The sequence below is a fragment of the Bradyrhizobium sp. WSM2793 genome, from assembly GCF_000379585.1.
In the GTDB taxonomy this organism is placed as follows: domain Bacteria; phylum Pseudomonadota; class Alphaproteobacteria; order Rhizobiales; family Xanthobacteraceae; genus Bradyrhizobium.
On the sequence record NZ_KB902769.1, the window covers coordinates 95,001 to 120,897 of the forward strand.

The window sequence follows — 25,897 nt, forward strand, 5'->3', positions numbered from 1 at the left end:
TTTCAGGTCTATTTCACTCCCCTCGTCGGGGTGCTTTTCACCTTTCCCTCACGGTACTGGTTCACTATCGGTCGCTGAGGAGTACTTAGGCTTGGAGGGTGGTCCCCCCGCGTTCAGACAGGATTTCACGTGTCCCGCCTTACTCGTGGATACATCATCGCATTACTCGTACGGGGCTATCACCCTCTGAGGCCCAGCTTTCCTGACTGGTTCCGATTGTCTTTGATGTATCACTGGCCTGGTCCGCGTTCGCTCGCCACTACTAACGGAGTCTCTGTTGATGTCCTTTCCTCCAGGTACTTAGATGTTTCAGTTCCCTGGGTTTGCTTGAAACCTCCTATGTATTCAGAAGTCTCATACCTTCTCTTGATAACCGGAAATCCAAAACCTCGCGGTCAAGGATCGTTTGATTATCTCTCACAACCCCAAGACCAAGGTCTTGGAGTTCCGGCTATCGAAGGTGGGTTTCCCCATTCGGAAATCCATGGATCAAAGCTTCTTCGCAGCTCCCCACGGCTTATCGCAGCGTAGCACGTCCTTCATCGCCTCTCAGCGCCAAGGCATCCACCGAACACCCTTAAGGCACTTGATTGCTCTCATTATCAATGTCCACACACTCGGCAGAATGTTGTCTGCAGAATTACCTTGCGGCACGCGCCCTCGATGAACGCTATCTGCAGCCGGACAATGATTAGAAAGACCAGCTTGCTTCGTAAGATCGTTCCGATAGCGAGGCGGTCAAGCTTCGCTAAAAGGATCATTTACAACTCGCTTGTCTTTCCAGCGCAGCCTTGTGAGCTACTCTTGAAAGACGCACGAGCGCCGAAATGATCCGGAGATAATGAAGTCTCGCGTAGCAATTGCTTGCTGCACGATCCAACTCGGATCGATCTCCTCTTTACGATGTCAGAAATCACGCAACTTGCTGTCTATCCAGACTAGCAAGATGCGAAGTGATGTTTCGCGGACGATTGTAGGTGCACGATCAGTCGATGATCAAACCATCTGGTGGAGCCAGACGGGATCGAACCGACGACCTCATGCTTGCAAAGCACGCGCTCTCCCAGCTGAGCTATGGCCCCGTAACCAGAAGACGAATGCTTGCTTGATTAGCCTGCCTTCGCCAAGGCTACGGCACGGCAGCCTTCATATCGAAGGGCTCGCCTAGCCGAAGCAGCGAAGCGCGAAGGCTGGTGGGCCTGGGAAGACTTGAACTTCCGACCTCACGCTTATCAAGCGCGCGCTCTAACCAACTGAGCTACAAGCCCCTAACGCATATCCAGTCAAGGACCAGGGATTCTGCAAGCTTGCAGCCCCAGCGCGTGTTCGTCCGCGAAGAAAGAGAAACGAAGACGGCGAAATCCCGCCAATGCAGCTCAACAATCCTGACGATTGTTGGCCACTGATGTTTCTAAAACGATCCGATAGTGAGCCGAAGCTCGCTGAAGGATCATCCTTAGAAAGGAGGTGATCCAGCCGCAGGTTCCCCTACGGCTACCTTGTTACGACTTCACCCCAGTCGCTGACCCTACCGTGGCCGGCTGCCTCCCTTGCGGGTTAGCGCACCGTCTTCAGGTAAAACCAACTCCCATGGTGTGACGGGCGGTGTGTACAAGGCCCGGGAACGTATTCACCGTGGCGTGCTGATCCACGATTACTAGCGATTCCAACTTCATGGGCTCGAGTTGCAGAGCCCAATCCGAACTGAGACGGCTTTTTGAGATTTGCGAAGGGTCGCCCCTTAGCATCCCATTGTCACCGCCATTGTAGCACGTGTGTAGCCCAGCCCGTAAGGGCCATGAGGACTTGACGTCATCCCCACCTTCCTCGCGGCTTATCACCGGCAGTCTCCTTAGAGTGCTCAACTAAATGGTAGCAACTAAGGACGGGGGTTGCGCTCGTTGCGGGACTTAACCCAACATCTCACGACACGAGCTGACGACAGCCATGCAGCACCTGTGTTCCAGGCTCCGAAGAGAAGGTCACATCTCTGCGACCGGTCCTGGACATGTCAAGGGCTGGTAAGGTTCTGCGCGTTGCGTCGAATTAAACCACATGCTCCACCGCTTGTGCGGGCCCCCGTCAATTCCTTTGAGTTTTAATCTTGCGACCGTACTCCCCAGGCGGAATGCTTAAAGCGTTAGCTGCGCCACTAGTGAGTAAACCCACTAACGGCTGGCATTCATCGTTTACGGCGTGGACTACCAGGGTATCTAATCCTGTTTGCTCCCCACGCTTTCGTGCCTCAGCGTCAGTATCGGGCCAGTGAGCCGCCTTCGCCACTGGTGTTCTTGCGAATATCTACGAATTTCACCTCTACACTCGCAGTTCCACTCACCTCTCCCGAACTCAAGATCTTCAGTATCAAAGGCAGTTCTGGAGTTGAGCTCCAGGATTTCACCCCTGACTTAAAGACCCGCCTACGCACCCTTTACGCCCAGTGATTCCGAGCAACGCTAGCCCCCTTCGTATTACCGCGGCTGCTGGCACGAAGTTAGCCGGGGCTTATTCTTGCGGTACCGTCATTATCTTCCCGCACAAAAGAGCTTTACAACCCTAGGGCCTTCATCACTCACGCGGCATGGCTGGATCAGGGTTGCCCCCATTGTCCAATATTCCCCACTGCTGCCTCCCGTAGGAGTTTGGGCCGTGTCTCAGTCCCAATGTGGCTGATCATCCTCTCAGACCAGCTACTGATCGTCGCCTTGGTGAGCCATTACCTCACCAACTAGCTAATCAGACGCGGGCCGATCTTTCGGCGATAAATCTTTCCCCGTAAGGGCTTATCCGGTATTAGCACAAGTTTCCCTGTGTTGTTCCGAACCAAAAGGTACGTTCCCACGCGTTACTCACCCGTCTGCCGCTGACGTATTGCTACGCCCGCTCGACTTGCATGTGTTAAGCCTGCCGCCAGCGTTCGCTCTGAGCCAGGATCAAACTCTCAAGTTGGACTTGAACTTTGAACCGGCTGATCACAACGTTTGACGAGGTCCCACCATTATCGACCGAAGTCGATGTGCTGCCTGCGATTCACATCGCTGGCAACGATGGTGTTTCCTTTGAAACGTGTACCGCCGAAGTCTTTCGTCCGGTCCCGACCAGAAAAGCCGAAGCTTTTGAGGAGCGAGACCCGCAAGGACTCCGCCGTCCACGTTTCTCTTTCTTCATCTTCACTTGTCAAACAGCCCGGGACCGAGGAGGCCCCAACCTTCCTGAGAGGAAGGGTTCCGACACCCTTACCGACGATGGATGAACTCCAATCGACTTACGTCGACTGTTGTGTCACTCAACAAGGTGAGGAGCATCAGTGGCGCGTTCGCTCGCCTTGGTCAGTGACCCGGCGGCGCCGCGCTCAGTGGTCGGGTTATAGGCCCCCGCACTCGGGATTGTCAACGCCCATTGTCAACAAATCGTCGCACGGTGGATTGTCGCGAAAAACAACGTGTTTCCAGGCGGTTACAAGGACCGCAGATGCGCCGATCCGGTCGGGCCGGTGAAAAAACTTGAAAAAAGTTTGGGCCCCAGGGGGCTCCGGAGCCGACCTGGGAGGGGTTGTGGGTGGGACTGGGAAGCGACCTGGCGAGCCACCTGGGAAGCCACATCGGAAGCCACATGGGGAACGGCTTGGCGAGTGGATTGGCGCGCGGGTCGGTATCGACACAGGGTACTTGGGGAGGGCTTGAGGGGCGGCTTACCGTACCTTCGCGGTGGGAAGCAGCTTGCAGCACCCTCTCGGGAGGCCCCCGCCCTCCGGCCGTTCAGGAAACTTTTTCGATGACAGGCGCCGTACTTGAGCCACAATCCCGCGGCGTTCTGATAAGAGACAAGCTTGAATCGCAGGGATGCCAGTGGGGGCTGCCGGCGGTTTTCATGGGGTCAGAGGAAGGCGATCTTGCAGATGACGCGGCCTTCCTCCGACATTCGAGAGACATCGAGAGAGCTTCACCCGTCCAGCTGTTCGTAATTTCGGCCGGCCCCACCCGAGGGGCCTTCTGAGCACGGACGCCTGCGCGGCTTGCCTTTTCCGGCGATCCCCCTTCAAGAGGGCGACCAGGACGAGGTTCGAAAGCGAGCATCTTGGGTCGTTGATTGGGGGACTTGCGTTGAACCACAGGACATCACGCGGCGCTTACGGGCGTGAGACCGGGATCATCGATCTCGGCCACGAGCCGCCGCTGTCCGTCGATGGTTCTGAAGCCGCCGTAATCGACCGCCGCCGCGTCTCGGTGCAATGGTTCAGCGGGACAATTTTGACCGGACTCTGCGGCGCAGCCCTGATCGGCGGCGCCGTTTTCGCATCGCTCGACGGCGAGATGACCTTCGCCAAGGTGCCGGAGCGGGTCGAGGGCGCGTTGCGCGGTGCATTCGGCGCCGCCGATCGCGCCGCCACGCTGCACAAGAGCGACCGCCTGCCGCCACCGAGCGAATCCACGGCGTCGCGCAACATCATGCGCGTCTCCACCGTCGCCCGCGTCGGCAACCGCGACGTGATGCGGGTGCGCCCCTTCGTCCGGATCGCCGGCAATCTGTCGATGACGACGAGCGACCTGTCGGCGAAGATCCCGCCTTTCAACGCCCAGCGCCTGCTCACCGATGTCGGCTCCGATCCGAAGACCGCATCCGACGATCCCAACAATCCCGAAGCGGTCGAGCCCGACGCCGAAGTGTCCTTTGTCACCAAGGACCTGTCGCCGGTGCTGCCGAAAGCCAAGATTTCCGCGGTGGTGGCGCTCGACGATATCCTGATGCGGGTGCGCGATGCCGCCAACTGGCGCGGCAATGGCGGAGTGCGCTACGCCTCGCTCGCCAATGCCGCAGCCGATGTCTCCGGCGCGACCGGCCCGTCCGACATCAGAACCGCCTACGCCGCCGAAGCTTCGCCCTCCGATCCCTATGCCGGCTTCGAGACGCGCGTGGTGCCGGAAAACGTCACGCTGCTGCCCAAGACCAAGGAGCAGATCACCGGCGGCAATCCCAACGGCGAACGCGTCCATCTGGTCAAGAAGGGCGACAGCGTCGCCTCGGTGCTGCGCGATCTCGGCGCGAACGCCGACGAGATCAAGGCGATCACCGCGACGCTCGGCCCGCGCGGCCGCGACGGCGGCCTCAAGGACGGCGAGAAGCTCCGCATCCTGATGGCGCCGGCGAGCCCCGGTGCCCGCCTGCAGCCCTATCGCGTCGTCGTCGCCAACGAGACCATGGTCGAGGCGATCGCGGCGCTGTCCGATCTCGGCAAATACGTCGCGGTCGACGTCTCCAGCATGAACACCGTCGCCGATGCCGCGGCCAGCGCCAGCAGCGATGACGACGATGATGACGACGGCTCCGGCGTGCGGCTCTACCAGAGCATCTACGAGACCGCGATGCGCAACAAAGTGCCGATGCCGGTCATCGACGACATGATCAAGATCTACTCCTACGACGTCGATTTCCAGCGCAAGGTGCAGCCGGGCGATTCCTTCGACGTGTTCTACGCCGGCGAGGACGAGGGCGTGACGTCGACGGAGAAGAACGACGTGCTGTTCGCCTCCCTCACGGTCGGCGGCGAGACCAAGAAATACTACCGCTACCAGAGCCCCGACGACGGCGTCGTCGACTACTATGACGAGACCGGCAAGAGCGCGAAGAAATTCCTGGTCAGAAAGCCCGTCAACAACGCCATCATGCGCTCCGGCTTCGGCGGCCGCCGCCACCCGATCCTGGGCTATGTGAAGATGCACACCGGCGTCGACTGGGCCACCGCCTACGGCACGCCGATTTTCGCGTCCGGCAACGGCGTGATCGAGAAGGCCGGCCCCGAAGGCGGCTACGGCAAATATATCCGCATCAAGCACAACAACGGCTACGAGACGGCCTACGGCCACATGTCGGCGTTCGCCAAGGGCATGGAGATCGGCAAGAAGGTGCGGCAGGGCCAGGTGATCGGCTTCGTCGGCTCATCCGGCCTGTCGACCGGCCCGCACGTCCATTACGAGATCCTGGTCAACGGCCGCTTCGTCGACCCGATGCGTGTGAAGCTGCCGCGCGGCCGTTCGCTCGAGGGCCCGATGCTCGCAGGCTTCGAGAAGGAGCGCGACCGGCTCGACGGCATGATGAGCGGCCGCGGCGGCGCCATCGCCCGCATGTCGGACGCGACCGGCGGCCCGTTGCAGGTCAGCAACCGCTAATTGCAACCGGCCGGCATCGGCCGGACATCTCAAGATCCGATCCGAATTCGACGTTCTCGCGCGAGGCGCCGCTTGGCGGCGTCTCAACTTCAAGTTTCGTTTGCCAAAGCGGCACCAGGGGCGAATACTTTCCAAAAAACGGGAGGTCTCGCCATGAAGAATAGGCTCGCCTGCGCAGCATTCGTCGCTGCCCTTTTCGCAACCACGACCGCATCGGCCGAGACTTGGGAGGTCACCAAGCTGGTCCAGGGCTCGGCATTCCATGGCGTGCATGGGCTCGGCATCGACAAGGCCGGCCACCTGTTCGCCGGCAGCGTCGCCGGCGCGGCGCTCTATGAGGTCGACATATCAGGCGGTACCGCCAAGGTTGCAATCCCCTCGCCGATCGGAATGGCCGACGACATCGCCTTCGCGCCCGACGGCACCATGGCCTGGACCGGATTCCTCACCGGCGATCTCTATGCGCGCAAGGGCGACGGCCCGATCAAGAAGCTCGCGAGCGGCCTTCCCGGCATCAACTCGCTCGCCTTCCGCAAGGACGGCAGGCTCTACGCCACCACCGTTTTCCTCGGCGACACGCTCTATGAGATCGACGTCGAGGGCGTGAAGCCGCCGCGCCAGATCATGGAGAAGATGGGCGGCCTCAACGGCTTCGAGTTCGGTCCCGACGACAAGCTCTACGGTCCGCTCTGGTTCAAGGGCCAGGTCGCAAAAGTCGACGTCGACAAGGCTGAGCTGACCGTCGTCGCCGACGGCTTCAAGGTCCCGGCCGCGGTGAACTTCGATTCCAAGGGCAATCTCTTCGTGGTCGACACCGCGCTCGGCCAGCTCGTCCGGGTCGATCCCAAATCGGGCGCCAAGACCACGGTCGCGCAATTGAAGCCGTCACTGGACAATCTCGCCATCGACGACAAGGACCGCATCTACGTCTCCAACATGGCCGACAACGGCATCCAGGAGGTCGACCCCGCGACCGGCCAGGCCAAGCAGATCATCATCGGCAAGCTCGCTTTGCCCGGCGGCATCGGCGTCACCTCGGAGAACGGCAAGGATACGATCCACCTCGCCGACGTGTTCGCCTATCGCACGGTGGATGGGGCGACCGGCGAGGTCACCGAAAAGGCGCGCATGCACGCCGCCGACACCACGCTCGAGTATCCCATGAGCGCGACGGCGCGGGGCAACGACGTGGTGCTGTCGAGCTGGTTCACCGGCACGGTGCAGGTGATCGACGCCAAGACCGGCGCGACGCGCGACATGCTGCATGGCTTCAAGGCGCCGCATGATGCGATCGTGCTCGCCGACGGCAGCATTTTGGTCGCCGAGCTCGGCACCAAGTCGCTGGTCAAGGTGAGCGGTGAGCACGGCAAGGATCGCACCACGCTGATCGGCGACCTCGAGGGCCCGGTCGGGCTCGTTCGTGGCAAGACCGACGAGGTCTACGTCACCGACGCATTTGCGGGCACTGTCTCGAAGATCGACAGCAACGGTGAAAGGACTGTGGTCGCCAAGGAGCTGAAGATGCCGGAGGGCATTGCGCGCGGCAGCGACGGCCAGCTGATCGTGGCGGAAGTCGGTGCCAAGCGGTTGATCGAGATCGCGCCGGAAAGCGGCAAGATCACCGAGATCGCGGCCAATCTCCCGATCGGCCTCGCGGGCGCACCCGGCGGGCTGCCGACCAACATTCCGACAGGCGTGGCGGTCGGGGCGACGGGCGTGATCTACTTCTCGTCCGACATCGAGAACGCGATCTACAAGGTCTCGAAGAAATAGCGATCGGCCGGCGGGCAAGCCGGGCAAGAACAATTCGCCCCGGAGAGGATGACCTCTCCGGGGCGATAATGTTTGACGGCGACCGCCCGCGTTTCAGTTCAGCTTGCGCTTCGCCATCGGCGCCTCGAACTGGGTGATCTCGGCGGTCTGCGGCGCCTTGCCGTTGAAGGTCAGGACGTTGCCTTCGGACGAGATCGCGACAGTATCGCCGTCCCTGACGTCGCCGGCGAGGATCATCTCGGCGAGCGGGTCCTGGACGTGACGCTGGATCACGCGCTTCAGCGGCCTTGCGCCGTAGGCGGGATCCCAGCCCTTGGCGGCGAGCCAGTCGCGTCCGGCGGCATCGAGCGTCAGCACGATCTTGCGATCGGTCAGCAGCCTCTGCAGCCGGGCGAACTGGATCTCGACGATCCGGCCCATCTCGCTCCGCTGCAAGCGGTGGAACAGGATGATCTCGTCGACGCGGTTGAGGAATTCGGGGCGGAAATGCCCGCGCACCATTGCCATCACCTGCTCGCGCACGGCCGAAGTGTCCTCGCCCTCCGGCTGGTTCACCAGGAATTCCGAACCGAGGTTCGAGGTCATGATGATCAGCGTGTTGCGGAAATCGATGGTGCGGCCCTGGCCGTCGGTCAGGCGGCCGTCGTCGAGCACTTGCAACAGGACGTTGAAGACGTCGGGATGCGCCTTCTCGATCTCGTCGAACAGCACCACCTGGTAGGGCCGGCGCCGCACGGCCTCGGTGAGCGCGCCGCCTTCGTCATAACCGACATAGCCCGGAGGCGCACCGATCAGCCGCGAGACCGAGTGCTTCTCCATGTATTCGGACATGTCGAGGCGGACCATCGCGGTCTCGTCGTTGAACAGATACTCCGCGAGCGCCTTGGTCAGCTCGGTCTTGCCGACGCCGGTGGGCCCTAAGAACATGAACGAGCCCGTGGGGCGGTTCGGGTCCTGCAAGCCCGCGCGCGAGCGACGCACGGCGGTTGCAACCGCGCGCACGGCCTCGGCCTGGCCGACGACGCGGGTGCCGAGCTGCTCCTCCATCTTCAGGAGCTTTTCCTTCTCGCCCTCCAGCATCTTGTCGACGGGCACGCCGGTCCAGCGCGAGACCACCTGCGCGATGTGATTGGCGGTGACCGCCTCCTCCATCATCTCGCCGGAGCCTTCACGGGCCTCGATATCCGCAAGCTGCTTCTCGAGCTGCGGGATCCGGCCATAGGCCAGCTCGCCGGCCTTCTGGAATTCGCCGCGACGCTGGGCGTCGGCGAGATCGACGCGCAGCGCGTCAAGCTCCGACTTCAGCTTCTGGGCGTTGGAGAGCTTGTTCTTCTCCGCGCTCCAGCGTGCCGTCAGCGCCGCGGACTTCTCCTCGAGCTCGGCGAGCTCTTTCTGGAGCGCCTCGAGACGGGACTTGGAGCCGGGATCGCTTTCCTTCTTGAGAGCTTCCTGCTCGATCTTGAGCCGGATGATCTCGCGGTCAAGCGAATCCAGCTCTTCCGGCTTGGAATCGACCTGCATCTTCAGCCGCGCAGCCGCCTCGTCCATCAGGTCGATCGCCTTGTCGGGCAGGAAGCGGTCGGTGATGTAGCGGTTGGACAGCGTCGTCGCGGCAACAAGCGCGGAATCCGTGATCCGCACGCCATGATGCTGCTCGTACTTGTCCTTCAGGCCGCGCAGGATCGAGATGGTGTCCTCGACCGAAGGCTCGCTGACGAAGATCGGCTGGAAGCGCCGCGCCAGCGCGGCGTCCTTCTCGACGTGCTTCTGGTACTCGTCGAGCGTGGTCGCGCCGATGCAGTGCAGCTCGCCGCGGGCGAGCGCCGGCTTGAGCAGGTTGGAGGCGTCCATCGCGCCGTCGCCTTTGCCGGCGCCGATCAGGGTGTGCATCTCGTCGATGAAGAGAACGTAGGTGCCCTCGCTCGCGGTCACCTCCTGGAGCACGGCCTTCAACCGCTCCTCGAACTCACCGCGGTATTTTGCGCCCGCGATCAGCGCGCCGAGGTCGAGCGAGAGCAGCTTCTTGTCCTTCAGGCTCTCCGGCACGTCGCCGTTGACGATGCGCAGCGCCAACCCTTCCGCGATGGCGGTTTTGCCGACGCCGGGCTCGCCGATCAGGACGGGATTGTTCTTGGTCCGGCGCGACAGCACCTGGATCGTACGGCGGATTTCCTCGTCGCGGCCGATCACCGGATCGAGCTTGCCGTCGCGCGCGGCCTGGGTCAGGTCGCGGGCATATTTCTTCAGCGCGTCATAGGCGTTCTCGGCGGTCGCGCTGTCGGCCGTGCGGCCCTTGCGCAGCGCCTCGATCGCCGCATTGAGGTTTTGCGGGGTGACGCCGCCCTTGGCGAGGATGGTGCCGGCCTCGCTGGTTTTTTCCAGCGTCAGGCCGAGCAGCAGCCGCTCGACGGTGACGAAGCTGTCGCCAGCCTTCTCGCCGGCCTTTTCGGCGGCATCAAAAGTGCGGGCGAGCTCGGGCGCCAGATAGATCTGGCCGGCGCCGCCACCGCTGACCTTCGGCACCTTGCCGAGGGCATCCTCGGTCGCCTTCAGGATTGCGCGGGAATTGCCGCCGGCGCGGTCGATCAGACCGGAAGCCAGCCCCTCATTGTCGTCCAGCAGGACCTTGAGCACGTGCAGGGTGGAGAACTGCTGGTGCCCCTCGCGCATCGCGAGCGACTGCGCTGACTGGACGAAGCCCCTGGAGCGTTCGGTGTATTTGTCGATATTCATCTTTTCTGTCCCTCGGCCTGCCCTCAGGGCCCTCTAAGGCACCCCAAACGGCATCTTCATTGGGTTTCCGATTACCGCATTGACGTTTCTCAACCGGTAACGGTCGTCTTCTGTCGGCGTTGCCGCCGGCCTGAGCCAGATGTGGGAAGCAGGTTGCGGATGCGAAAGAGGCGCGTTCACAATTTCGTGCGCCGATCCGCCGGCTTGGCGGGGCCAGGTCGAATCCCTTAAGTAGCGTCATGACAGCCAGCCAGACTGCCGAAATCACCGGCCTTTACCGCTACCCGATCAAGGGCCTGACGCCGGAGGCCCTGCGCCGCGTCCCCTTGCGGACCGGCCAGACCCTGCCCGCCGACCGCCGCTACGCCATCGAGAATGGCCCGAGCGGCTTCGATCCCGAGGCGCCCGAGTGGAAGCCGAAAATCCAGTTTCTGATGCTCGCACGAAATGAGCGGCTTGCCGGGCTCGACAGCCGCTTCGACGATGCCACCCATGTCTTGACCATCCGCAAGGACGGCCAGATCGTCGCCAGCGGCGATCTGGAAACCGCGGTCGGGCGCGCCGCCATCGAGCGCTACTTCGCGGAAAATTTCCAGCCGGAGCTGAAGGGCCCGCCGAAGCTGCTGTCCGGCCGCGATCACAGCTTCTCCGACGTCGCCCGGAAGGTGGTCTCCATCATCAATCTCGGCAGCGTCCGCGCCATCGAGACCATGCTGGGCGGGACCGCCGTGCATCCGCTGCGCTTCCGCGCCAATCTCTACGTGAAGGGCTGGCCGGCCTGGTCGGAGCTCGATCTCGTCGGCCAGACGCTGGCGATCGGCGCGGCGCGCCTGAAAGTGGTCAAGCGCATCGTCCGCTGCCCGGCCACCAATGTCGACCCGGTGACGGCCAAGCGCGATCTCGAGATACCGCCGACGCTCTCGCGCAATCTCGGCCACATGGACTGCGGCATCTATGCCGAGGTGATCGAAGGTGGCGAGATCGGCGTCGGCGATGCGATCGCGTTGGCAGAGCCGGAGCTGGTGTGAGCCGGCACCGGTACCGTAGGGTGGGCAAAGCGACTTGTCCGCCATAGCTCGAAGAGCGACGGCAGAAGCGTGCCCACGCAATTTCTGCGACGGAGAGAGATGGTGGGCACGGCGCAAGTGCGCCTTTGCCCACCCTACGGCTCCGTCGTTAGTTCGGCATCACATATGCGTAGATCCGGCCGCGCGAGACCGGCGCCTCGCGGACGCGGTTGCCGTTGTTGCCGGAGATCATGATCGGATTGCCCTGTGCATCGATGCCGGTGATGATGCCGACATGACCGCCGCGGCGACCGCGCGACATCACTGCGATGGCGCCGACCTGCGGACCGGAGACGCGGGTGCCGTAGCGGGCGAACGAGCTCGCCATGTCGGAGCCTGAGCCCTTATGGCCGGTATGCTCCAGCACCATGTTCATGAAGCGCGCGCACCACAGGCTGCCGCGCCCGGTCGGATTGCCGCCGACATAGCGGCGCGCCTCGGACACCAGGCTCGATCCGCCGCCGAAGCCGCCGCTTGCAGCCATGGTGTTGTTGGCCATGCCGCCGCTGTTGGCGTTCGGATCATAGCTCGCCTGGGTGTCGGCGAATCCGCTCGCCCGCAACTGCGCCGCGCTGCGCTCGAAGCGCGAGCTGCGTGCATGGTGGCGGTAATGATGATGTCTGGCGTGGTGCACGTGTGCGTGCCGCTCTGCGCTATGACGATGATGCGGCCGCGCTGAGGCCGGAGAAACGAACGCGGCAACCGCCGCGAAGAAGATCGCCAGCGCGACTACACAACGCGACAGGCGAGACGCAAACAACTCAAACATTCTTCATCCTTCGTTGACACCCCACTTCCCGATCGGCCCGTGCAACGGCCGACATCGGTCTGGCCGTTAAGCCGCCCGATGTGGCGAGAAAAAGACGCGGGCTGCCTGCGAATAGCTGTGATGATTTTGCGCCGACACTGATCGAGGCCGCCGCATTGCGGACAACAGCATTAACTGCAATCCTGCAAAGGCGGCTTGAAGAGAGGGGAACGGTTAATGCCCCACGCCACGACCAGGGACGACGTCCGCATCTATTTTGAGGAAGCGGGTCAGGGAACGCCGATCATTTTTCTGCACGAGTTCGCGGCCGACTACACCAATTGGGAGCCGCAGATGCGTTACTTCTCGCGCGGCCACCGCTGCATCACCTATTCGGCGCGCGGCTACACGCCGTCGGACGTGCCGGAGGGCGAGGTTTACAGCTACACGCATTTCTATAGCGATGCGCTCGCGGTGCTCGATCATCTCAGGATTGAGCGCGCGCATCTGGTCGGCCTGTCGATGGGCGCCTACTCCTCGCTCCAGATCGGGCTCAACGCGCCGCAGCGCGCGTTGTCGATGACGCTGGCCGGCGTCGGCTCCGGCTCGGATATCGAGAACCTGGAGGCCTGGCGCAAGCAGTGCCGCGCCAATGCCGAGCAGTTCGAGACGCTGGGCTCCGCCGAGGTCGCGAAAGTCACGCGCGAGGCGCCGAGCCGGATTCCCTTCCTGGTGAAGGATCCCCGCGGCCACGCCGATTTCTACGCCGCGCTGGCGCGCCACGACGCCAAGGGGTCGGCACGCACGATGCGCGGCTTCCAGGGCCGCCGCCCCTCGATTTACACGATGACGGATGCGATCAAGCGCGCATCGACGCCGGCGCTGATCATCTGCGGCGACGAGGACGATCTATGCGTCGGACCGAGCCTGTTCCTGAAGAAGCATCTGCCTGCGGCGGGGCTGGCGATGTTTCCGAAGTCGGGCCACGTGCTCAATCTCGAAGAGCCCGCGCTGTTCAACGCGAGCGTGGAGCGCTTCATCACGCTGGTCGAAGCCGGACGATGGCCGGAGCGCGATCCCAGGTCGCTGGCGCATTAGGCACAGGCGCAGCAAATACTCCGTCGCGTAGCCCGGATGGAGCGAAAGCGTAATCCGGGATTGTCAACGCGGCGCGACTTGCCCCGGATTGCGCTGCGCTTCATCCTGGCTACGGGGTTCGGTTAGGTCTGCACTATGAAACGCCCCGCGCTCTCAACTCCGTCACCCTGAGGTGGCCGCTTCTTCAGCGGCCCTCGAAGGGCGACGGCCACGCACTCGCCACAGCGAGAGATGAGCACGCCGAAACACTCGGCCGCTCATCCTTCGAGGCTCCCGGCGCGATGCTTCGCATCGCGCCACTCGCGCCTCAGGATGACGGGTCAGGCCGCAGCAGGCGAGAAAAACTACTTCCCGCCGCCGCGGCTGAGCAAGAACACCGCCTGCTCGCCGAACATGTTCCACACCCACCAGGGCAGATTCAGCGGCACCGGGCGGCCGTAGAGATCGAGCGCGACCGAGCGCTCCATCTTGACGTTGATCTCGTCGCAGAGCTGCACGAAATCCTTGATGGTGCAGAAATGGATGTTGGCGGTGTCATACCATGTCGCCGGCAAATTCTCGGTGCGCGGCATGTGGCCGCCGACCAGGAGCTGCAGCCGCATCTTCCAGAAACCGAAATTCGGGAACGAGACGATGGCGCGGCGGCCGATGCGCAGCAGATTCTCCAGCACCACGCGCGGCTGCCGCGTCGCCTGCAGCGTCTGCGACAGGATCACATAGTCGAAGGCGTCATCCGGATAATTGACGAGATCGGTGTCGGCGTCGCCCTGCACCACTGCAAGGCCCTTGGCGACGCAGCGATTGACGCCCTCGCGCGACAGCTCGATGCCGCGGCCGTCGATGCCGCGCGTCTCCAGCAGCTGGAGCAGATCGCCCTCGCCGCAGCCGACGTCGAGCACCTTCGAGCCGGGCTTCACCATCTCGGCGACCAGCAGATGATCGGCGCGATATTGACCGGACGAGGTGGTCGTCACGCCGTTCAGCGGCAGCGCTTCCTGTACAGACATCGCTAGCCGTCCTTCTTGCCGGTGAGCCCGCGCGCCTTGCCGGCGGATTGCAGGAAGGCGCGGGAGATGTCGAAGAATTCGGGAACGTCGAGCAGGAAGGCGTCATGGCCGCGATCGGTCTCGATCTCGGCGAACGACACCCGCGCGCTCGATGCATTCAGCGCGTGCACCAGCGCGCGCGATTCCGAGGTCGGAAACAGCCAGTCGCTGGTGAAGGAGACCACGCAGAAGCGGGTCTTGATGTCGACGAACGCCTTGGCGAGCACGCCGCCTTGGTCGGCGGCGATGTCGAAATAGTCCATCGCGCGCGTCAGATAGAGGTACGAGTTGGCATCGAAGCGCTCGACGAAGGACGAGCCCTGGTAGCGCAGATAGCTCTCGACCTGGAAGTCGGCGTCGAACGAGAAGGTCGGCAGCTCGCGGTCCTGCATGCGCCGGCCGAATTTTCGATGCAGCGCCGCATCCGAGAGATAGGTGATGTGCGCCGCCATCCGCGCCACCGCGAGCCCGCGATGCGGATGGATGCCGTGATCGGCATAGCCGCCGCCGTGCCAGTCGGGATCGGCCATCACGGCCTGGCGGCCGAGCTCGTGGAAGGCGATGTTCTGCGCCGAGTGCCGAGTCGCGCAGGCAATCGCCAGCGCGGAGAACACGCGGCCTGGATAGGCGGCGGTCCATTGCAGCACCTGCATGCCGCCCATCGAGCCGCCGACCACCGCAAACAGCGTGTCGACGCCGAGCCGGTCGACCAGCATCGCCTGCGCACGCACCATATCGGGGATGGTGATGACCGGGAAATCCAGGCCCCAGACCTTGCCGGTGGCAGGATTGATCGAGGCCGGCCCGGTCGAGCCCATGCAGCCGCCGATCACGTTGGAGCAGATGATGAAGTAGTGCTTGGGATCAATCGGACGTCCAGGGCCGACCAGCGTCTCCCACCAGCCGGGCTTACCGGTGACGGGATGCACATTGGCGACATGCTGATCGCCGGTCAGCGCATGGCAGATCAGCACCGCGTTGGAGCGATCGGCGTTGAGCTCGCCATAGGTCTGGTAGGCGATCTGGAACGGGGTGAGATCGACGCCGCAATCGAGCCGCAGCGGCTGCTCGGCGCCGAAATGCGCGATCTGCGAGCTTGGATGATCCACCTCGTGCGACCGCTCGTCGGCGCTGATCGCAGGACTCGGTATCGACTTGACGCCACCCATCTGACCATCGACCTCGTTTGCGATCAAACGCTGATCGCCACTTGCATCAGGCCATGAAAAACCCGGCCTGAACGATAGGTTCGGCCGGGATCGGAAGCGTCCCCGGCCTGTTTAGCGAGTTTTTTAACGTGGCTGCAAGCCGGCCGGCTCAAATGACCACGGAACGGGCAAAAACTACCGTCTTGGGTGGTTTTCGTCAAGTCGCGGCCGGGATCGGCCCAATTCGTCTCTCTCGCGTCGTCCGAAAAGGACGTGATTTCTCTTTGCTTTCGCCGTCCCGACTGCCTAATCAGAACATCCCCCATCGAAACCATCGACAGCCAGACATGTCCCAACGTCCGCCCGCGCCACCATCGCTCCAGGAACTGCGCAAGGAGATCGACGCGATCGACGAGGGCATGCATCGCTTGCTGATGCAGCGCGGCGACATCATCGACCGCCTGATCCAGGTGAAGCAGACCCAGGAGGTCGGCTCGGCGTTCCGCCCAGCGCGCGAGGCCGCCATGATGCGTGACCTCGTGCAGCGTCATCGCGGCATCCTGCCGCTCGACACGGTCGAGAGCATCTGGCGCGTCATCATCTCCACGTTCACTTACGTGCAGGCGCCGTTCTCGGTGCATGCCGACATCTCGGCGAGCGAGCCGGCGATGCGCGATTCCGCGCGCTTCCATTTTGGCTTCACCGTGCCTTACATCGCGCATTTCAGCGCACAGGCCGCGGTCGAGGCGGTGGCGAAATCCAAGGGCGATCTGGCGCTGGTCTCGGCGACGTCGAGCCGCACGCCATGGTGGCTCTTGCTCGAAACGGAAGGCGCGCCGAAGATCATCGCGCGGATGCCCTTCGTCGAGCGCGCCGACCATCCGGCGGCGCTGCCGGTGTTCGCGATCTCGCGGGTCGCCGACAGCGCCCTGGTGACGGAGGTCGAGACCTTCAGCGTCCGCGTCTCCGGCTGGAACGCCGAGGTCGCGCGGGCCCTGTCGCCGCTCGCCGAGATCGTGGCGGTACCCGACACCGCCTTCGACGGCGCAGCGCTGCTGGTCTCGGTCACGAATGCGACCAGCATCGACAAAATCAGGGCTGCCCTGATCGAGGCGGGGGCCTCGGTGCGCTCCACGGCCCTCGTCGGCAGCCACGCAACGCGCTATACGGTGCCCCCGACCGGGGCGAAATCGTAAACCACGCGCCGCGCCCCGCCATTTTCGGAGTTCAAGATGTCCCGCCCCGTGCCGAATCCCGGCATTCTCGATATTGCGCCCTACACGCCCGGCAAGAGCCCGGTCGCGGAGCCGGGCCGCAAGGTGTTCAAGCTGTCGGCCAACGAGACGCCGTTTGGGCCCTCGCCCAAGGCGATCGAAGCCTTCAAGCACGTGGCGGATCATTTGGAAGACTATCCGGAAGGAACCTCGCGCGTGTTGCGCGAGGCGATCGGCCGCTCCTTCGGTCTCGACCCCAACCGCATCATCTGCGGCGCCGGCTCGGACGAGATCCTCAATCTGCTAGCGCACACCTATCTCAGCCACGGCGACGAGGCGATCTCCACCACGCACGGCTTCCTGGTCTATCCGATCGCGACCATGGCGGTCGGTGCCAAGAACGTCATCGCGCAGGAGACCAACCTGACCTGCGACGTCGACGCCATCCTCAAGGCAGTGACGCCGAAGACCAAGCTGGTCTGGCTCGCCAATCCCAACAATCCGACCGGCACCTATGTGCCGTTCGACGAGGTCAAGCGCCTGCGCGCCGGCCTGCCGTCGCACGTGCTGCTGGTGCTCGATGCCGCCTATTGCGACTACGTCTCGCGCAACGATTACGAGATGGGGATCGAGCTGGTCGCCACCACCGAGAATACGGTGGTGACGCACACCTTCTCCAAGATCCACGGCCTCGCCGCGCTGCGCATCGGCTGGATGTTCGGCCCCGAGCACATCATCGACGCGGTCAACCGCATCCGCGGCCCGTTCAACGTGTCGACGCCGGCAATGTATGCCGCGGTCGCCGCGATCGAGGACACCGCGCACCAGGCGATGTCGAAGCAGTTCACCGAGACCTGGCGCAACTGGCTGACCGAGGAGATCGGCAAGCTCGGACTGAAGGTGACGCCGAGCGTCGCCAATTTCGTGCTGATCCACTTCCCGACCGACAAGGGCAAGACCGCTGACGACGCCGACGCTTTCCTGACCAAGCGCGGCCTCGTGCTGCGCGGCTTGAAGAATTACGGCCTGCCGCATTCGCTGCGCATGACCATCGGCACCGAGGAGGCCAACCGCCTCGTCGTCGACGGCCTGCGCGACTTCATGGCCGGCAAATGAGCGAGCAAGCGCACTTCCAGCGCGTCGCGCTGATCGGCTTCGGCCTGATCGGCGGCTCGATCGCGCGCGCTGCGAAGCTCCAGGGCCTGGCGGACGAGATCGTCACCACCGCGCGCTCGGAGAAGACCCGCGCGCGGGTGCTCGAACTCGGCATCGTCGACCAGGTCGTGGCGACCAATGCGGACGCGGTGAAGGATGCCGATCTCGTCATCCTCTGCATTCCCGTCGGCGCCTGCGGCGAAGTCGCGCGGGAGATCGCCGCGCATCTGAAGCCCGGCGCAATCATCTCTGACGTCGGCTCGGTCAAGGGCGCCATCGTCAGGGACATGGCGCCGCATCTGCCGAAGACCGTTCATTTCGTGCCGGCGCATCCCGTCGCGGGCACCGAGCATTCGGGGCCGGATTCGGGTTTCGCCGAGCTCTTCATCAATCGCTGGTGCATCCTCACCCCGCCGGAAGGCGTCGATGCGGCCGCGACCGATCGTCTGCGCGCGTTCTGGGCGGCGATGGGCGCCAAGGTCGAGGTCATGACGCCGGATCATCACGATCTCGTGCTCGCGATCACCAGCCATCTGCCGCATCTGATCGCCTACACCATCGTCGGCACCGCCGACGAGCTGGCGCAGGTGACGGAGTCCGAGGTGATCAAGTTCTCCGCCGGCGGTTTCCGCGATTTCACCCGCATCGCGGCGTCCGATCCGACGATGTGGCGCGACGTCTTCCTCGCCAACAAGGAGGCGGTGCTGGAAATGCTCGGCACCTTCACCGAGGATCTCGCAAAGCTCACCCGCGCGATCCGCCGCGGCGACGGCGAGGCGCTGTTCGACCATTTCACCCGCACCCGCGCCATCCGCCGCGGCATCGTCGAGATCGGCCAGGATTCGGCGGCCGCGGATTTCGGCCGCCAGCACGGGGCGCTGAAGAAGCCGTGAGTTCGTAGCCCGGATGGAGCGCAAGCGTAATCCGGGATTCTTGATCGCGGCTGGCACCGTCCCGGATTGCGCTTCGCTCCATCCGGGCTACGGCAGCTACGCCACCTAATACAGCGGCGGGATCTGGCCGACCTTGACCGGGCCGAGCAGCACGGCGCCGTCGACGAATTTCAGCGGGAAGCTTCTCGCCTTCTTGCCTTCCAGCATGCTCTCGGTGCCGATCGAGTTGATGCCGGCGGCAACGCCGGCATTGGCGTTCTGCTTGATCACCTTGCCGAGGCCGGGAACGGCGCGATCGAGCGCGCCGAACAGATTGTTGAGGTCCTGCGACTTCACCCCGGGCGCAACGCGGTCGAGCGTGGCCTGCGGCACACCCTCCTCCAGCATCTTCTCGATGCCCAGCGCGGGGATCAGGCGCTCGAGCCCCGTCACCGTCATCTGCAATTCGCCGTCGAGCCGGCCGTTGGCCGAGAGGGCGAGCGTGCCGGCCGCAACTGCGATCATCTCGCCCTGCTGAATCCGCGACTGCACGATCTCGATGTGGCCGCCGGCGGCCTGGATCTCGCGGAAGCGCTGCGGCCAGGGCTTTGGCGTCAGGTCTGACAGGCCCGTGATCTTGGCGCGCGTGTCCGCCTCGAACGGCTCGGCAAGCAGGGGATGAACGCCCTGGATGCTGCCCTGCGCGACATGGAGCACGGTCTCGATCACGGGATGATCGGCCGGCGAGCCGTCCGCGAGGCGTCCGTGCAGCTCGACCTGCTTGGCGCGCGCGAGCGGCACCTGCATGCTGCCGTCGAGACGATTGATGTTGGGATCGTCGAACACGATGGAGGCGCGGTCCGGCACGGCCGGCAGGCCGACCACGCTGCTGCGGCCCTTGCTCCAGTTCACCACGAAGGTGTTCTGCGTGACGCCGTCGGTCAGCGTCGCGGGCGCTGAGAATTCGGCGATGACGAGCTTGGGATCGTACACCTGGGCAACGACCAGGATGTTGTCGAGCTTGGCCGTGAACGGCGTCTTGCTGGCATTCTGCGAGACCAAGGCGACGCTGGCGCCGGAGCACTGGACCTCGAAGCGGAACGGGAAGCCGGCGATCGAGCGCTTGGCGCAATCATAGATGCGGCCGGACTTGGCCTCCTGCGCCCGCCACGCGTCGGCGGCCACTTCGGCCTGCGAGGCCGCGTAGAACCAGAAGCAGCTCCAGGCGACGGCGAGGATCAGGACGAGGACGGGGGCAATGAAAAGGCCCCAACGGGAACGGCGGCCTGCGGCAACGGTCATATTGGACATGCGGCGACCCTTTGGCCCCAGATTTTGGCAAATGTAAGCGAGGCCCGCCCCCGACGAAAGGCGGAGAATTCGCTTCGCTTGAGGGCGCGGTTCTGGTAGCCGTGCCCGAAATGTCCGAAATCACCCTCCCCTCCGTCACCACAGCCACGGGCGACCTCTGGGTGTTCGGCTACGGCTCGCTGATGTGGCGGCCGGGCTTCGACTTCGAGGAGCGCGTCCCGGCACGGCTGGTCGGCGAGCACCGGGCGCTCTGCGTCTATTCCTTCGTCCATCGCGGCACACCGGAGAAGCCGGGCCTGGTGCTCGGACTCGACCGCGGCGGCGCCTGCCGCGGCATCGCCTTTCGCGTCGCTGAAAAGAACCGCACCGACGTGGTCGCGTATTTGCGGGCGCGCGAGCAGGTCACCTCGGTCTATCGCGAGGTGATGCGCTCGGTGTGGCTGGAGAACGATGCGCGCCAGCGCGTCTCCGCGCTCGCCTATGTCGTCGACCGCGGCCATGTGCAATATGCCGGCCGCCTCTCGCTCGCCGAGCAGCACCGCCATGTCGTCCAGGGCCACGGCCAGTCCGGCGCCAATCGCGACTATGTCACCGCGACGGTGAAGGCGATCGAGGCCGAAGGTTTTCGCGATACGCAATTGCATCAGCTCGCAACCATGCTGCATGGGGAGGCGCATTCCCTGCACCCGCCGGCTCGCGACGATCGAGAGAGCCGCTAGAGCATGATCCGGAAAAGTGCGCAGCGGTTTTCCGAAAAGATCATGCTCAAACAATAAACTAAAGCGCGATGACGATTCATCCTAGTCTCATCGCGCTTTTAGCTCTCCGACGGGGCGTAACTCGGCGAGGCGCCAATCAGTTGCTCCTGCTCCTTGCGGCCGGCCTCGACGAGGCGGCCGGTTGCCTCTTCGATCGCCGTCTGCACACGGGAGAGAAACTCGTCCTTCGGCAGGCCTGACGGCAACGGATCGAGGAATTCCACCACGAGCGTGCCGGGATAGCGCATGAAGGTGCGGCGGGGCCAGAACAGGCCGGAATTGAGCGCGATCGGCAGACACGGCACGCCGCAGGACGAATAGATCTGCGCAAAGCCGGTCTTGTAGTCGGGCGGCGCGCCCGGCGCGCGGCGCGTGCCTTCCGGAAAGATGACGAGCTGCCGGCCCGAGCGCACCGCCTCGCGCGCCCGCCGCGTCATGTCCAAGAGCGCCTTCACGCCGGCCTTGCGGTCGATCGCGATCATCCCGGTCTTGACCAGGAACTGGCCGAACACCGGGATCTGCATGAGCTGACGCTTGAGGATGAAGATCGGACGATTGAAGAAGCCGGGCAGCACGAAGGTCTCCCAGAACGACTGGTGCTTTGCCACGATCACAAGCGGCCCCTGCGGGATGTTCTCGACACCGCGGAATTCGACCTTGATGTTGCAGACCACGCGCATCAGGACCAGCGTCGCCTTGGCCCACCATTGCGCGACCGTCAGCATGGCGCGCGGCGGCAATGCGAAGGTCGGCAGCGCCACGATCGCGAGGCAGACCAGCACGGCGTAGAACAGCACGTTGAACACGAGCGAGCGCAGGAAAATCAGGAACATCGACGATCCGATTAATTTGCCGATCAATTGGCCTGTGCGGTGGCAGGCCGCTTTGGCTGCTGACCTGCAGGCTGCTCCGACATCTCGGGCGAAAGGTCAATCCCGAAATCCTCCAGCCGCACCCTGAGCTCGGCCGCGACGTACTTGACATATTCCGACAGCAGCAGCCGCAAGGTGGACGCCGATGTCCACCACGGCTCCTCGCGCCATTTGTCGCCGACCACCGCGAACGGGATCAGCGTCGTCTGCGGCATCGCATGCGAGAATTCCACCAGCGCGCGCGGCATGTGATAGTTCGAGGTGACCACGATCAGCGACTTGAACCGGCGGCCGTCGGCCCAGCGCCGCGCCTCCGCCGCATTGCCGCGGGTCGAGAGCGCGGTGCGGTCGAGATCGACACAACAGGTCATGAAGGACTGGTTCTCCGGCAAGGTCCGGGAGATGTCGCTCGCCGTCGACGTCGGGTGCACGCCGGAGATCAGGAGCCGCCTGCCGTAGCCGGCGGCGAGCAGCTCCATCGCGTCCGACACCCGCGAGGAGCCGCCGGTCAGGACCACGATGCCGTCTGCCTTGCGGCTTGGGGCGATCTCGGCGCCGCGCAATTGCGACAGGAACGCGATGAAGCCCGCCGCCGCACCGACGAAGGCCAGCGCAATCGTCGACACCACGGCCGCGCGCAGCCAGCCGCGCGGCAGGTTCGGCGATCGATCGTCGGTCGGCGAGGTCATATGATGTCGATGATCCCTTCCCTGAGGTGATTTTAAAAGGTTTTGAGGCGAAGTGGAGTCCGGTTTCTTCGCCCTCTCCTGCGGGAGAACGGAAGAAAGAACTCAATCAACATCGTTCAACGTCGCAAACAGGGTCTGGCGTGAGGCCACCGCGGTGATGGCGCCGATCAGCACGGCCTGGGCCGCGAGCACGATGTAGCCGGACGGCCGCAGCGAGAAGGTGCCGAGCAGCGCCGCGAACTGGTCGCCGACGGGGGTACCGGAAAACCAGCCGGCGATCGACTCGGAGAAGCCGAACACCAGCATGGCGGCGCCGCCGCCGATCACGCCGCCCTCGAGGCCCAGCCTCAGGAAATGACGCAGGAAGTGATTGGCGATGTAGCGGTCGCCGGCGCCGACGAAATGCAGCACCTCGACGATCGGACGGTTCGCCGCCATGGCGCCACGGGTCGCGAACGAGACCGAGATGATGGTGGCGATGATGACCAGCGCGAGGATGCCGAGGCCGGCGAGCACGGTGGCGTTGGTCATCGAGCGCATCCGCTCGATCCAGGCGCGGTGATCGTCGACGCTGGCACTTGGCGCGACCTGGGTCACGCGCGCGCGCAAGGCGCCGAGATCGAGCAGCGTGCCAGGTTGCACACGCGCGATGATCATGCGCGGCACCGGGAGGTCGTCCATCGACAGCCCGGTGCCGAGCCAGGGCTCGAGCAGCTTGCCACTCTCCTCCCGGGTGAACGGCTTGACCTCGACGACGCCGGCTTGCGCGCGCATCGCCTCCGTCACAGCCGCGGTGTCGCGTTCGAGATCGCGGCCGGCCTGCGGGCGAACCTGAATGGTGATCTCGCTGGCGACGTCCGACTGCCATTCCGCGGCGGAGGCGCTCACCAATAGCACCGTGCCCGTGGTCATCGACGCCAGGAAGGTCATGATGGCGACGACGGCGACCAGCGCGCGGCCCTGGATCGAGGCGCGCGGCACGATCGGCGACATGTTGCGCGCGTTGGCTGGAAGCTGCGGACGCTCCTGTCCGAGGTCGACCAACACGCCGCGCTCGTCGGTCCTACTCATAGACGTGCAACCGTCCCTGGTGCAGCACCAGCCGCCGGGCCTCGTACTGGTCCATCAGGCCGATGTCGTGGGTCGCGATGATGACGGCGGTACCCGATTTGTTGAGCTCGATGAAGAGCCGCAGCAGGCGACGTCCCAGCGTCGGGTCGACGCTGCCGGTCGGCTCGTCCGCGAGCAGCAGTTGCGGCCGCGAGATGACGGCGCGCGCGATCGCCGCGCGCTGCTTCTCGCCGCCCGACAGGATCGGCGGCAGCGCGTCCATGCGGTCGCCGAGCCCGACCCAGCGCAGCAAATCGATCACCTCCTTGCGGTAGCTCGACTCGCTGCGGCCCATGACGCGGAACGGCAGCGCCACGTTCTCGTAGGTCGTCATGTGATCGAGTAGGCGGAAATCCTGCAGCACGATGCCGATGCGCTTGCGCAAATCGGCGATCTCGTCCTTGCCGAGACGCGAGATGTCGTGGCCGAACAGATTGACAAGTCCCCGCGTCGGCCGGTGCGACAGGAACAACAGGCGCAGCAGCGAGGTCTTGCCGGCACCCGAGGGGCCGGTGAGGAACTGGAACGAATGCGCCGGGATCTGGAAGCTGAGGTCGCGCAGGATCTCCGGCCCCAGACCGTAACGCAATCCGACATTTTCGAACCGAACCAAGCTCAGCTCCGTTCGAGAGGGGACGCGGGTCGCACTGCTGCGCTCCGCCATACGCGACCAACGGGTTTTGCCGCCGTTATGGTTTCCGGTTCGTTAACGGTCGCCTTGTAGCATCCAGGGTGCCCGGTTCGGCGCGACTGGGTCATCGTCGAGGCCCGTCCATGCATATCGTCTGCCCCCATTGTATGACATCCTACGCCATCAAGCTCGCGAGCCTTGGGGCGAACGGACGGGCGGTCCGCTGTTCCCGCTGCAAGGAGACCTGGATCGCCCACGCCGAGGATGCCATCGAGGAGGCATCCGTCCCGGCCATGGCCGCGGCCAGCCAGGCCGACGACCAGACCGACCTTGCCGAGCAGTGGAACTCCTATGCCAAGGACGACAGCGCCATTGACGCACCTGTCGTCGACAGTCCCTCGATCGCCAGCGACTGGCCCGATGAAGAGGCCCCCAAGGAAACCGAGGACGAGTGGTCCGCGGCGGCCCGGGAAGCCGAGGAGGAGGTCGTCGGCGCGCAGCACCAGTCCTGGTTCCGCGGTCTGTTCGGCCGCCGCGGCGCGCGGGTGAGCCGCCCGGTCGCCACCGCGTCGCCCAAAAAATCCCATTTCGGCCTGCCGACCGCCTGCGCCGCCATGGGCGCGCTGGTGCTGGCGCTGGTGATCTGGCGCGGCGACATGGTGCGGCTGCTGCCGCAAACCGCCGCCTTCTACAAGATGGTCGGGCTCGAGGTGAACCTGCGGGGCCTCGCCTTCAAGGACGTGAAGCTGTCCAGCGAGACCGTGGACGGTAAGCAGGTGCTGGTGATCGAGGGCGTGATCGTCGGCGAGGGCAAGAAGCCGCTCGACATTCCGCGGCTGCGCTTTGCCGTGCGCGACGGGCAAGGCGCGGAGATCTACGCTTGGAATACGGTGCTGGAGCAGACCGTGCTGCGGCCCGGCGAGCGCGCCTTCTTCCGCTCCCGCCTGGCCTCGCCGCCGCCGGAAGGCCGCAATATCGACGTTCGCTTCTTCAACCGGCGCGACATTGCCGGCGGCAGCGTATAATCGTGCCGCCCGGTACCGAGGTTGGTCCGAAAGTTGGTCCCATGCCGAAGATCTTGATCGCCGATGACGAAGATTCGATGCGCACGCTGGTGGCGCGCGCCATCGCCATGGACGGGCACGAAACGGTCACCGCGCAGGACGGCGCCGAGGCGCTGGAGATCCTGACCCGCGAGGACGGCGCCTTCGACCTGCTGCTCACCGACATCCAGATGCCCGTGATGGACGGCATCGCGCTGGCGCTCTCCGCCGCGCGCGATTTTCCCGACCTGACCATCTTGCTGATGACCGGCTTTGCCGACCAGCGCGAGCGCGCCTCGAACCTCAATGCGCTGGTGCACGACGTTGTGACAAAGCCGTTCTCGGTCGCCGACATCCGTACCGCCGTGGCGGATGCGCTGGCGGCGAAGAAAACCTGACACCTCAACACAGTCACAGCTGATCCGTCATCCTGAGGCGCGAGCCGTGCGGCGCGCAACGCGC

Annotated in this window: 19 protein-coding genes, 2 tRNA genes, 2 rRNA genes and 1 riboswitch (1 of these 24 running past the window's edge); of the genes, 10 read left to right on the forward strand and 13 right to left on the reverse strand. The window is 64.2% G+C overall.

The annotated features are described in order from the left end of the window. From A3AS_RS0103590 to A3AS_RS0103605, 4 genes are all read right to left on the reverse strand, one after another. Window positions 1-592 (reverse strand): 23S ribosomal RNA (locus tag A3AS_RS0103590); it reaches 2,254 nt to the left of the window's first position. Between the two features lie 414 nt (window positions 593-1,006). Continuing rightward, window positions 1,007-1,082, reverse strand: a tRNA-Ala gene (locus A3AS_RS0103595). Window positions 1,083-1,191: 109 nt separating this feature from the next. After that, window positions 1,192-1,268 (reverse strand) — tRNA-Ile (locus tag A3AS_RS0103600). Window positions 1,269-1,460: 192 nt separating this feature from the next. Then, window positions 1,461-2,949 (reverse strand): 16S ribosomal RNA (locus A3AS_RS0103605). Together the 16S and 23S rRNA genes with 2 tRNA genes alongside form the textbook arrangement of a ribosomal RNA operon. A 1,154-nt stretch (window positions 2,950-4,103) precedes the next feature. Here A3AS_RS0103605 and A3AS_RS0103610 point away from each other — a divergent pair. Next, a complete protein-coding gene (locus A3AS_RS0103610; protein ID WP_026201632.1) occupies window positions 4,104-6,167 on the forward strand; it encodes a M23 family metallopeptidase in 2,064 nt (687 codons plus the stop codon). Window positions 6,168-6,320: 153 nt separating this feature from the next. Beyond that, window positions 6,321-7,940 carry an SMP-30/gluconolactonase/LRE family protein gene (locus tag A3AS_RS0103615; RefSeq protein WP_026201633.1) on the forward strand — a complete coding sequence of 540 codons (1,620 nt, stop codon included), beginning with the start codon at window positions 6,321-6,323 and terminating at the stop codon, window positions 7,938-7,940. Window positions 7,941-8,033: 93 nt separating this feature from the next. On the opposite strand, the gene clpB is transcribed toward A3AS_RS0103615, so the two are convergent. Then, window positions 8,034-10,673: an ATP-dependent chaperone ClpB gene (gene clpB, locus A3AS_RS0103620; protein WP_018316238.1), complete on the reverse strand. Its 2,640-nt coding sequence runs from the start codon at window positions 10,671-10,673 to the stop codon at window positions 8,034-8,036. Between the two features lie 239 nt (window positions 10,674-10,912). On the opposite strand from clpB, the gene A3AS_RS0103625 reads away from it, so the two are divergent. Next, window positions 10,913-11,701 (forward strand): MOSC domain-containing protein, encoded by a 789-nt coding sequence (locus A3AS_RS0103625; RefSeq protein WP_018316239.1) that lies wholly within the window; start codon window positions 10,913-10,915, stop codon window positions 11,699-11,701. Window positions 11,702-11,849: 148 nt separating this feature from the next. On the opposite strand, the gene A3AS_RS0103630 is transcribed toward A3AS_RS0103625, so the two are convergent. Beyond that, window positions 11,850-12,509, reverse strand: coding sequence for a TIGR02594 family protein (locus A3AS_RS0103630; RefSeq protein ID WP_018316240.1), 660 nt, complete (start codon window positions 12,507-12,509; stop codon window positions 11,850-11,852). A gap of 216 nt (window positions 12,510-12,725) precedes the next feature. Here A3AS_RS0103630 and A3AS_RS0103635 point away from each other — a divergent pair, with 216 nt between their 5' ends. Beyond that, entirely contained in the window at window positions 12,726-13,586 is an 861-nt protein-coding gene (locus A3AS_RS0103635; RefSeq protein WP_018316241.1) for an alpha/beta fold hydrolase, read from the forward strand. A 344-nt stretch (window positions 13,587-13,930) separates the two neighbouring features. Here the strand turns inward: A3AS_RS0103635 and metW are convergent, their stop codons facing one another. Both metW and A3AS_RS0103645 read right to left on the reverse strand, forming a co-directional pair. Then, the gene (metW, locus tag A3AS_RS0103640) at window positions 13,931-14,593 is read right to left on the reverse strand and encodes a methionine biosynthesis protein MetW (RefSeq protein ID WP_018316242.1); all 663 of its coding nucleotides are present in this window, start codon (window positions 14,591-14,593) and stop codon (window positions 13,931-13,933) included. Window positions 14,594-14,595: 2 nt separating this feature from the next. Further along, window positions 14,596-15,801 (reverse strand): homoserine O-acetyltransferase, encoded by a 1,206-nt coding sequence (locus tag A3AS_RS0103645; protein WP_026201634.1) that lies wholly within the window; start codon window positions 15,799-15,801, stop codon window positions 14,596-14,598. Between the two features lie 90 nt (window positions 15,802-15,891). Continuing rightward, window positions 15,892-15,971, reverse strand: a riboswitch (SAM riboswitch). Window positions 15,972-16,127: 156 nt separating this feature from the next. Between A3AS_RS0103645 and A3AS_RS0103650 the strand changes: the two genes are divergently transcribed. The 3 genes from A3AS_RS0103650 to A3AS_RS0103660 are packed head-to-tail and all read left to right on the forward strand — an operon-like array spanning window position 16,128 to window position 19,042. Continuing rightward, window positions 16,128-16,976, forward strand: a complete 849-nt coding sequence (locus A3AS_RS0103650) for a chorismate mutase (protein ID WP_018316244.1) — start codon at window positions 16,128-16,130, stop codon at window positions 16,974-16,976. Window positions 16,977-17,012: 36 nt separating this feature from the next. Next, a complete protein-coding gene (gene hisC / locus A3AS_RS0103655; protein ID WP_018316245.1) occupies window positions 17,013-18,110 on the forward strand; it encodes a histidinol-phosphate transaminase in 1,098 nt (365 codons plus the stop codon). Continuing rightward, window positions 18,107-19,042 (forward strand): prephenate/arogenate dehydrogenase family protein, encoded by a 936-nt coding sequence (locus A3AS_RS0103660; protein ID WP_018316246.1) that lies wholly within the window; start codon window positions 18,107-18,109, stop codon window positions 19,040-19,042. The genes hisC and A3AS_RS0103660 overlap by 4 nt, the downstream gene beginning before the upstream one ends. A 105-nt stretch (window positions 19,043-19,147) precedes the next feature. Here A3AS_RS0103660 and A3AS_RS0103670 read toward each other — a convergent pair whose 3' ends face one another. Further along, on the reverse strand, window positions 19,148-20,332 hold the full coding sequence (locus A3AS_RS0103670) for a DUF2125 domain-containing protein (protein ID WP_018316248.1): 1,185 nt from the start codon (window positions 20,330-20,332) through the stop codon (window positions 19,148-19,150). Window positions 20,333-20,442: 110 nt separating this feature from the next. Between A3AS_RS0103670 and A3AS_RS0103675 the strand changes: the two genes are divergently transcribed. Then, complete coding sequence (locus A3AS_RS0103675; protein WP_026201635.1) at window positions 20,443-21,051, forward strand: gamma-glutamylcyclotransferase; 609 nt, start codon at window positions 20,443-20,445, stop codon at window positions 21,049-21,051. A 98-nt stretch (window positions 21,052-21,149) separates the two neighbouring features. Here the strand turns inward: A3AS_RS0103675 and A3AS_RS0103680 are convergent, their stop codons facing one another. The 4 genes from A3AS_RS0103680 to ftsE form a co-directional block, all read right to left on the reverse strand. After that, on the reverse strand, window positions 21,150-21,923 hold the full coding sequence (locus A3AS_RS0103680; protein WP_018316250.1) for a 1-acyl-sn-glycerol-3-phosphate acyltransferase: 774 nt from the start codon (window positions 21,921-21,923) through the stop codon (window positions 21,150-21,152). A gap of 23 nt (window positions 21,924-21,946) precedes the next feature. Beyond that, the gene (locus A3AS_RS0103685; protein WP_018316251.1) at window positions 21,947-22,651 is read right to left on the reverse strand and encodes a YdcF family protein; all 705 of its coding nucleotides are present in this window, start codon (window positions 22,649-22,651) and stop codon (window positions 21,947-21,949) included. A 102-nt stretch (window positions 22,652-22,753) separates the two neighbouring features. Beyond that, window positions 22,754-23,722, reverse strand: coding sequence for an ABC transporter permease (locus A3AS_RS0103690; protein WP_018316252.1), 969 nt, complete (start codon window positions 23,720-23,722; stop codon window positions 22,754-22,756). Continuing rightward, window positions 23,715-24,374 carry a cell division ATP-binding protein FtsE gene (gene ftsE, locus A3AS_RS0103695; RefSeq protein WP_020508614.1) on the reverse strand — a complete coding sequence of 220 codons (660 nt, stop codon included), beginning with the start codon at window positions 24,372-24,374 and terminating at the stop codon, window positions 23,715-23,717. Before ftsE ends, A3AS_RS0103690 begins: the two co-directional genes overlap by 8 nt. A gap of 161 nt (window positions 24,375-24,535) precedes the next feature. On the opposite strand from ftsE, the gene A3AS_RS0103700 reads away from it, so the two are divergent. Together A3AS_RS0103700 and A3AS_RS0103705 are read left to right on the forward strand one after the other, a co-directional pair. After that, window positions 24,536-25,417 (forward strand): MJ0042-type zinc finger domain-containing protein, encoded by an 882-nt coding sequence (locus A3AS_RS0103700; RefSeq protein WP_018316254.1) that lies wholly within the window; start codon window positions 24,536-24,538, stop codon window positions 25,415-25,417. 41 nt (window positions 25,418-25,458) lie between these two features. Continuing rightward, on the forward strand, window positions 25,459-25,833 hold the full coding sequence (locus A3AS_RS0103705; RefSeq protein WP_018316255.1) for a response regulator: 375 nt from the start codon (window positions 25,459-25,461) through the stop codon (window positions 25,831-25,833). The last annotated feature ends 64 nt before the right edge of the window (window positions 25,834-25,897 follow it).

What these genes read in the sequence shown, in the direction of transcription:
- A3AS_RS0103645 (WP_026201634.1), bottom strand. Translation starts at nt 15,801, where the DNA reads ATGGGTGGCGTCAAGTCGATACCGAGTCCTGCGATCAGCGCCGACGAG.
- metW (WP_018316242.1), bottom strand. Translation starts at nt 14,593, where the DNA reads ATGTCTGTACAGGAAGCGCTGCCGCTGAACGGCGTGACGACCACCTCG.
- A3AS_RS0103680 (WP_018316250.1), bottom strand. Translation starts at nt 21,923, where the DNA reads ATGTTCCTGATTTTCCTGCGCTCGCTCGTGTTCAACGTGCTGTTCTAC.
- A3AS_RS0103650 (WP_018316244.1), top strand. Translation starts at nt 16,128, where the DNA reads ATGTCCCAACGTCCGCCCGCGCCACCATCGCTCCAGGAACTGCGCAAG.
- A3AS_RS0103690 (WP_018316252.1), bottom strand. Translation starts at nt 23,722, where the DNA reads ATGAGTAGGACCGACGAGCGCGGCGTGTTGGTCGACCTCGGACAGGAG.
- A3AS_RS0103705 (WP_018316255.1), top strand. Translation starts at nt 25,459, where the DNA reads ATGCCGAAGATCTTGATCGCCGATGACGAAGATTCGATGCGCACGCTG.
- clpB (WP_018316238.1), bottom strand. Translation starts at nt 10,673, where the DNA reads ATGAATATCGACAAATACACCGAACGCTCCAGGGGCTTCGTCCAGTCA.
- A3AS_RS0103675 (WP_026201635.1), top strand. Translation starts at nt 20,443, where the DNA reads ATGTCCGAAATCACCCTCCCCTCCGTCACCACAGCCACGGGCGACCTC.
- A3AS_RS0103635 (WP_018316241.1), top strand. Translation starts at nt 12,726, where the DNA reads ATGCCCCACGCCACGACCAGGGACGACGTCCGCATCTATTTTGAGGAA.
- hisC (WP_018316245.1), top strand. Translation starts at nt 17,013, where the DNA reads ATGTCCCGCCCCGTGCCGAATCCCGGCATTCTCGATATTGCGCCCTAC.
- A3AS_RS0103630 (WP_018316240.1), bottom strand. Translation starts at nt 12,509, where the DNA reads ATGTTTGAGTTGTTTGCGTCTCGCCTGTCGCGTTGTGTAGTCGCGCTG.
- A3AS_RS0103660 (WP_018316246.1), top strand. Translation starts at nt 18,107, where the DNA reads ATGAGCGAGCAAGCGCACTTCCAGCGCGTCGCGCTGATCGGCTTCGGC.
- A3AS_RS0103625 (WP_018316239.1), top strand. Translation starts at nt 10,913, where the DNA reads ATGACAGCCAGCCAGACTGCCGAAATCACCGGCCTTTACCGCTACCCG.
- A3AS_RS0103615 (WP_026201633.1), top strand. Translation starts at nt 6,321, where the DNA reads ATGAAGAATAGGCTCGCCTGCGCAGCATTCGTCGCTGCCCTTTTCGCA.
- A3AS_RS0103670 (WP_018316248.1), bottom strand. Translation starts at nt 20,332, where the DNA reads ATGTCCAATATGACCGTTGCCGCAGGCCGCCGTTCCCGTTGGGGCCTT.
- A3AS_RS0103685 (WP_018316251.1), bottom strand. Translation starts at nt 22,651, where the DNA reads ATGACCTCGCCGACCGACGATCGATCGCCGAACCTGCCGCGCGGCTGG.
- A3AS_RS0103700 (WP_018316254.1), top strand. Translation starts at nt 24,536, where the DNA reads ATGCATATCGTCTGCCCCCATTGTATGACATCCTACGCCATCAAGCTC.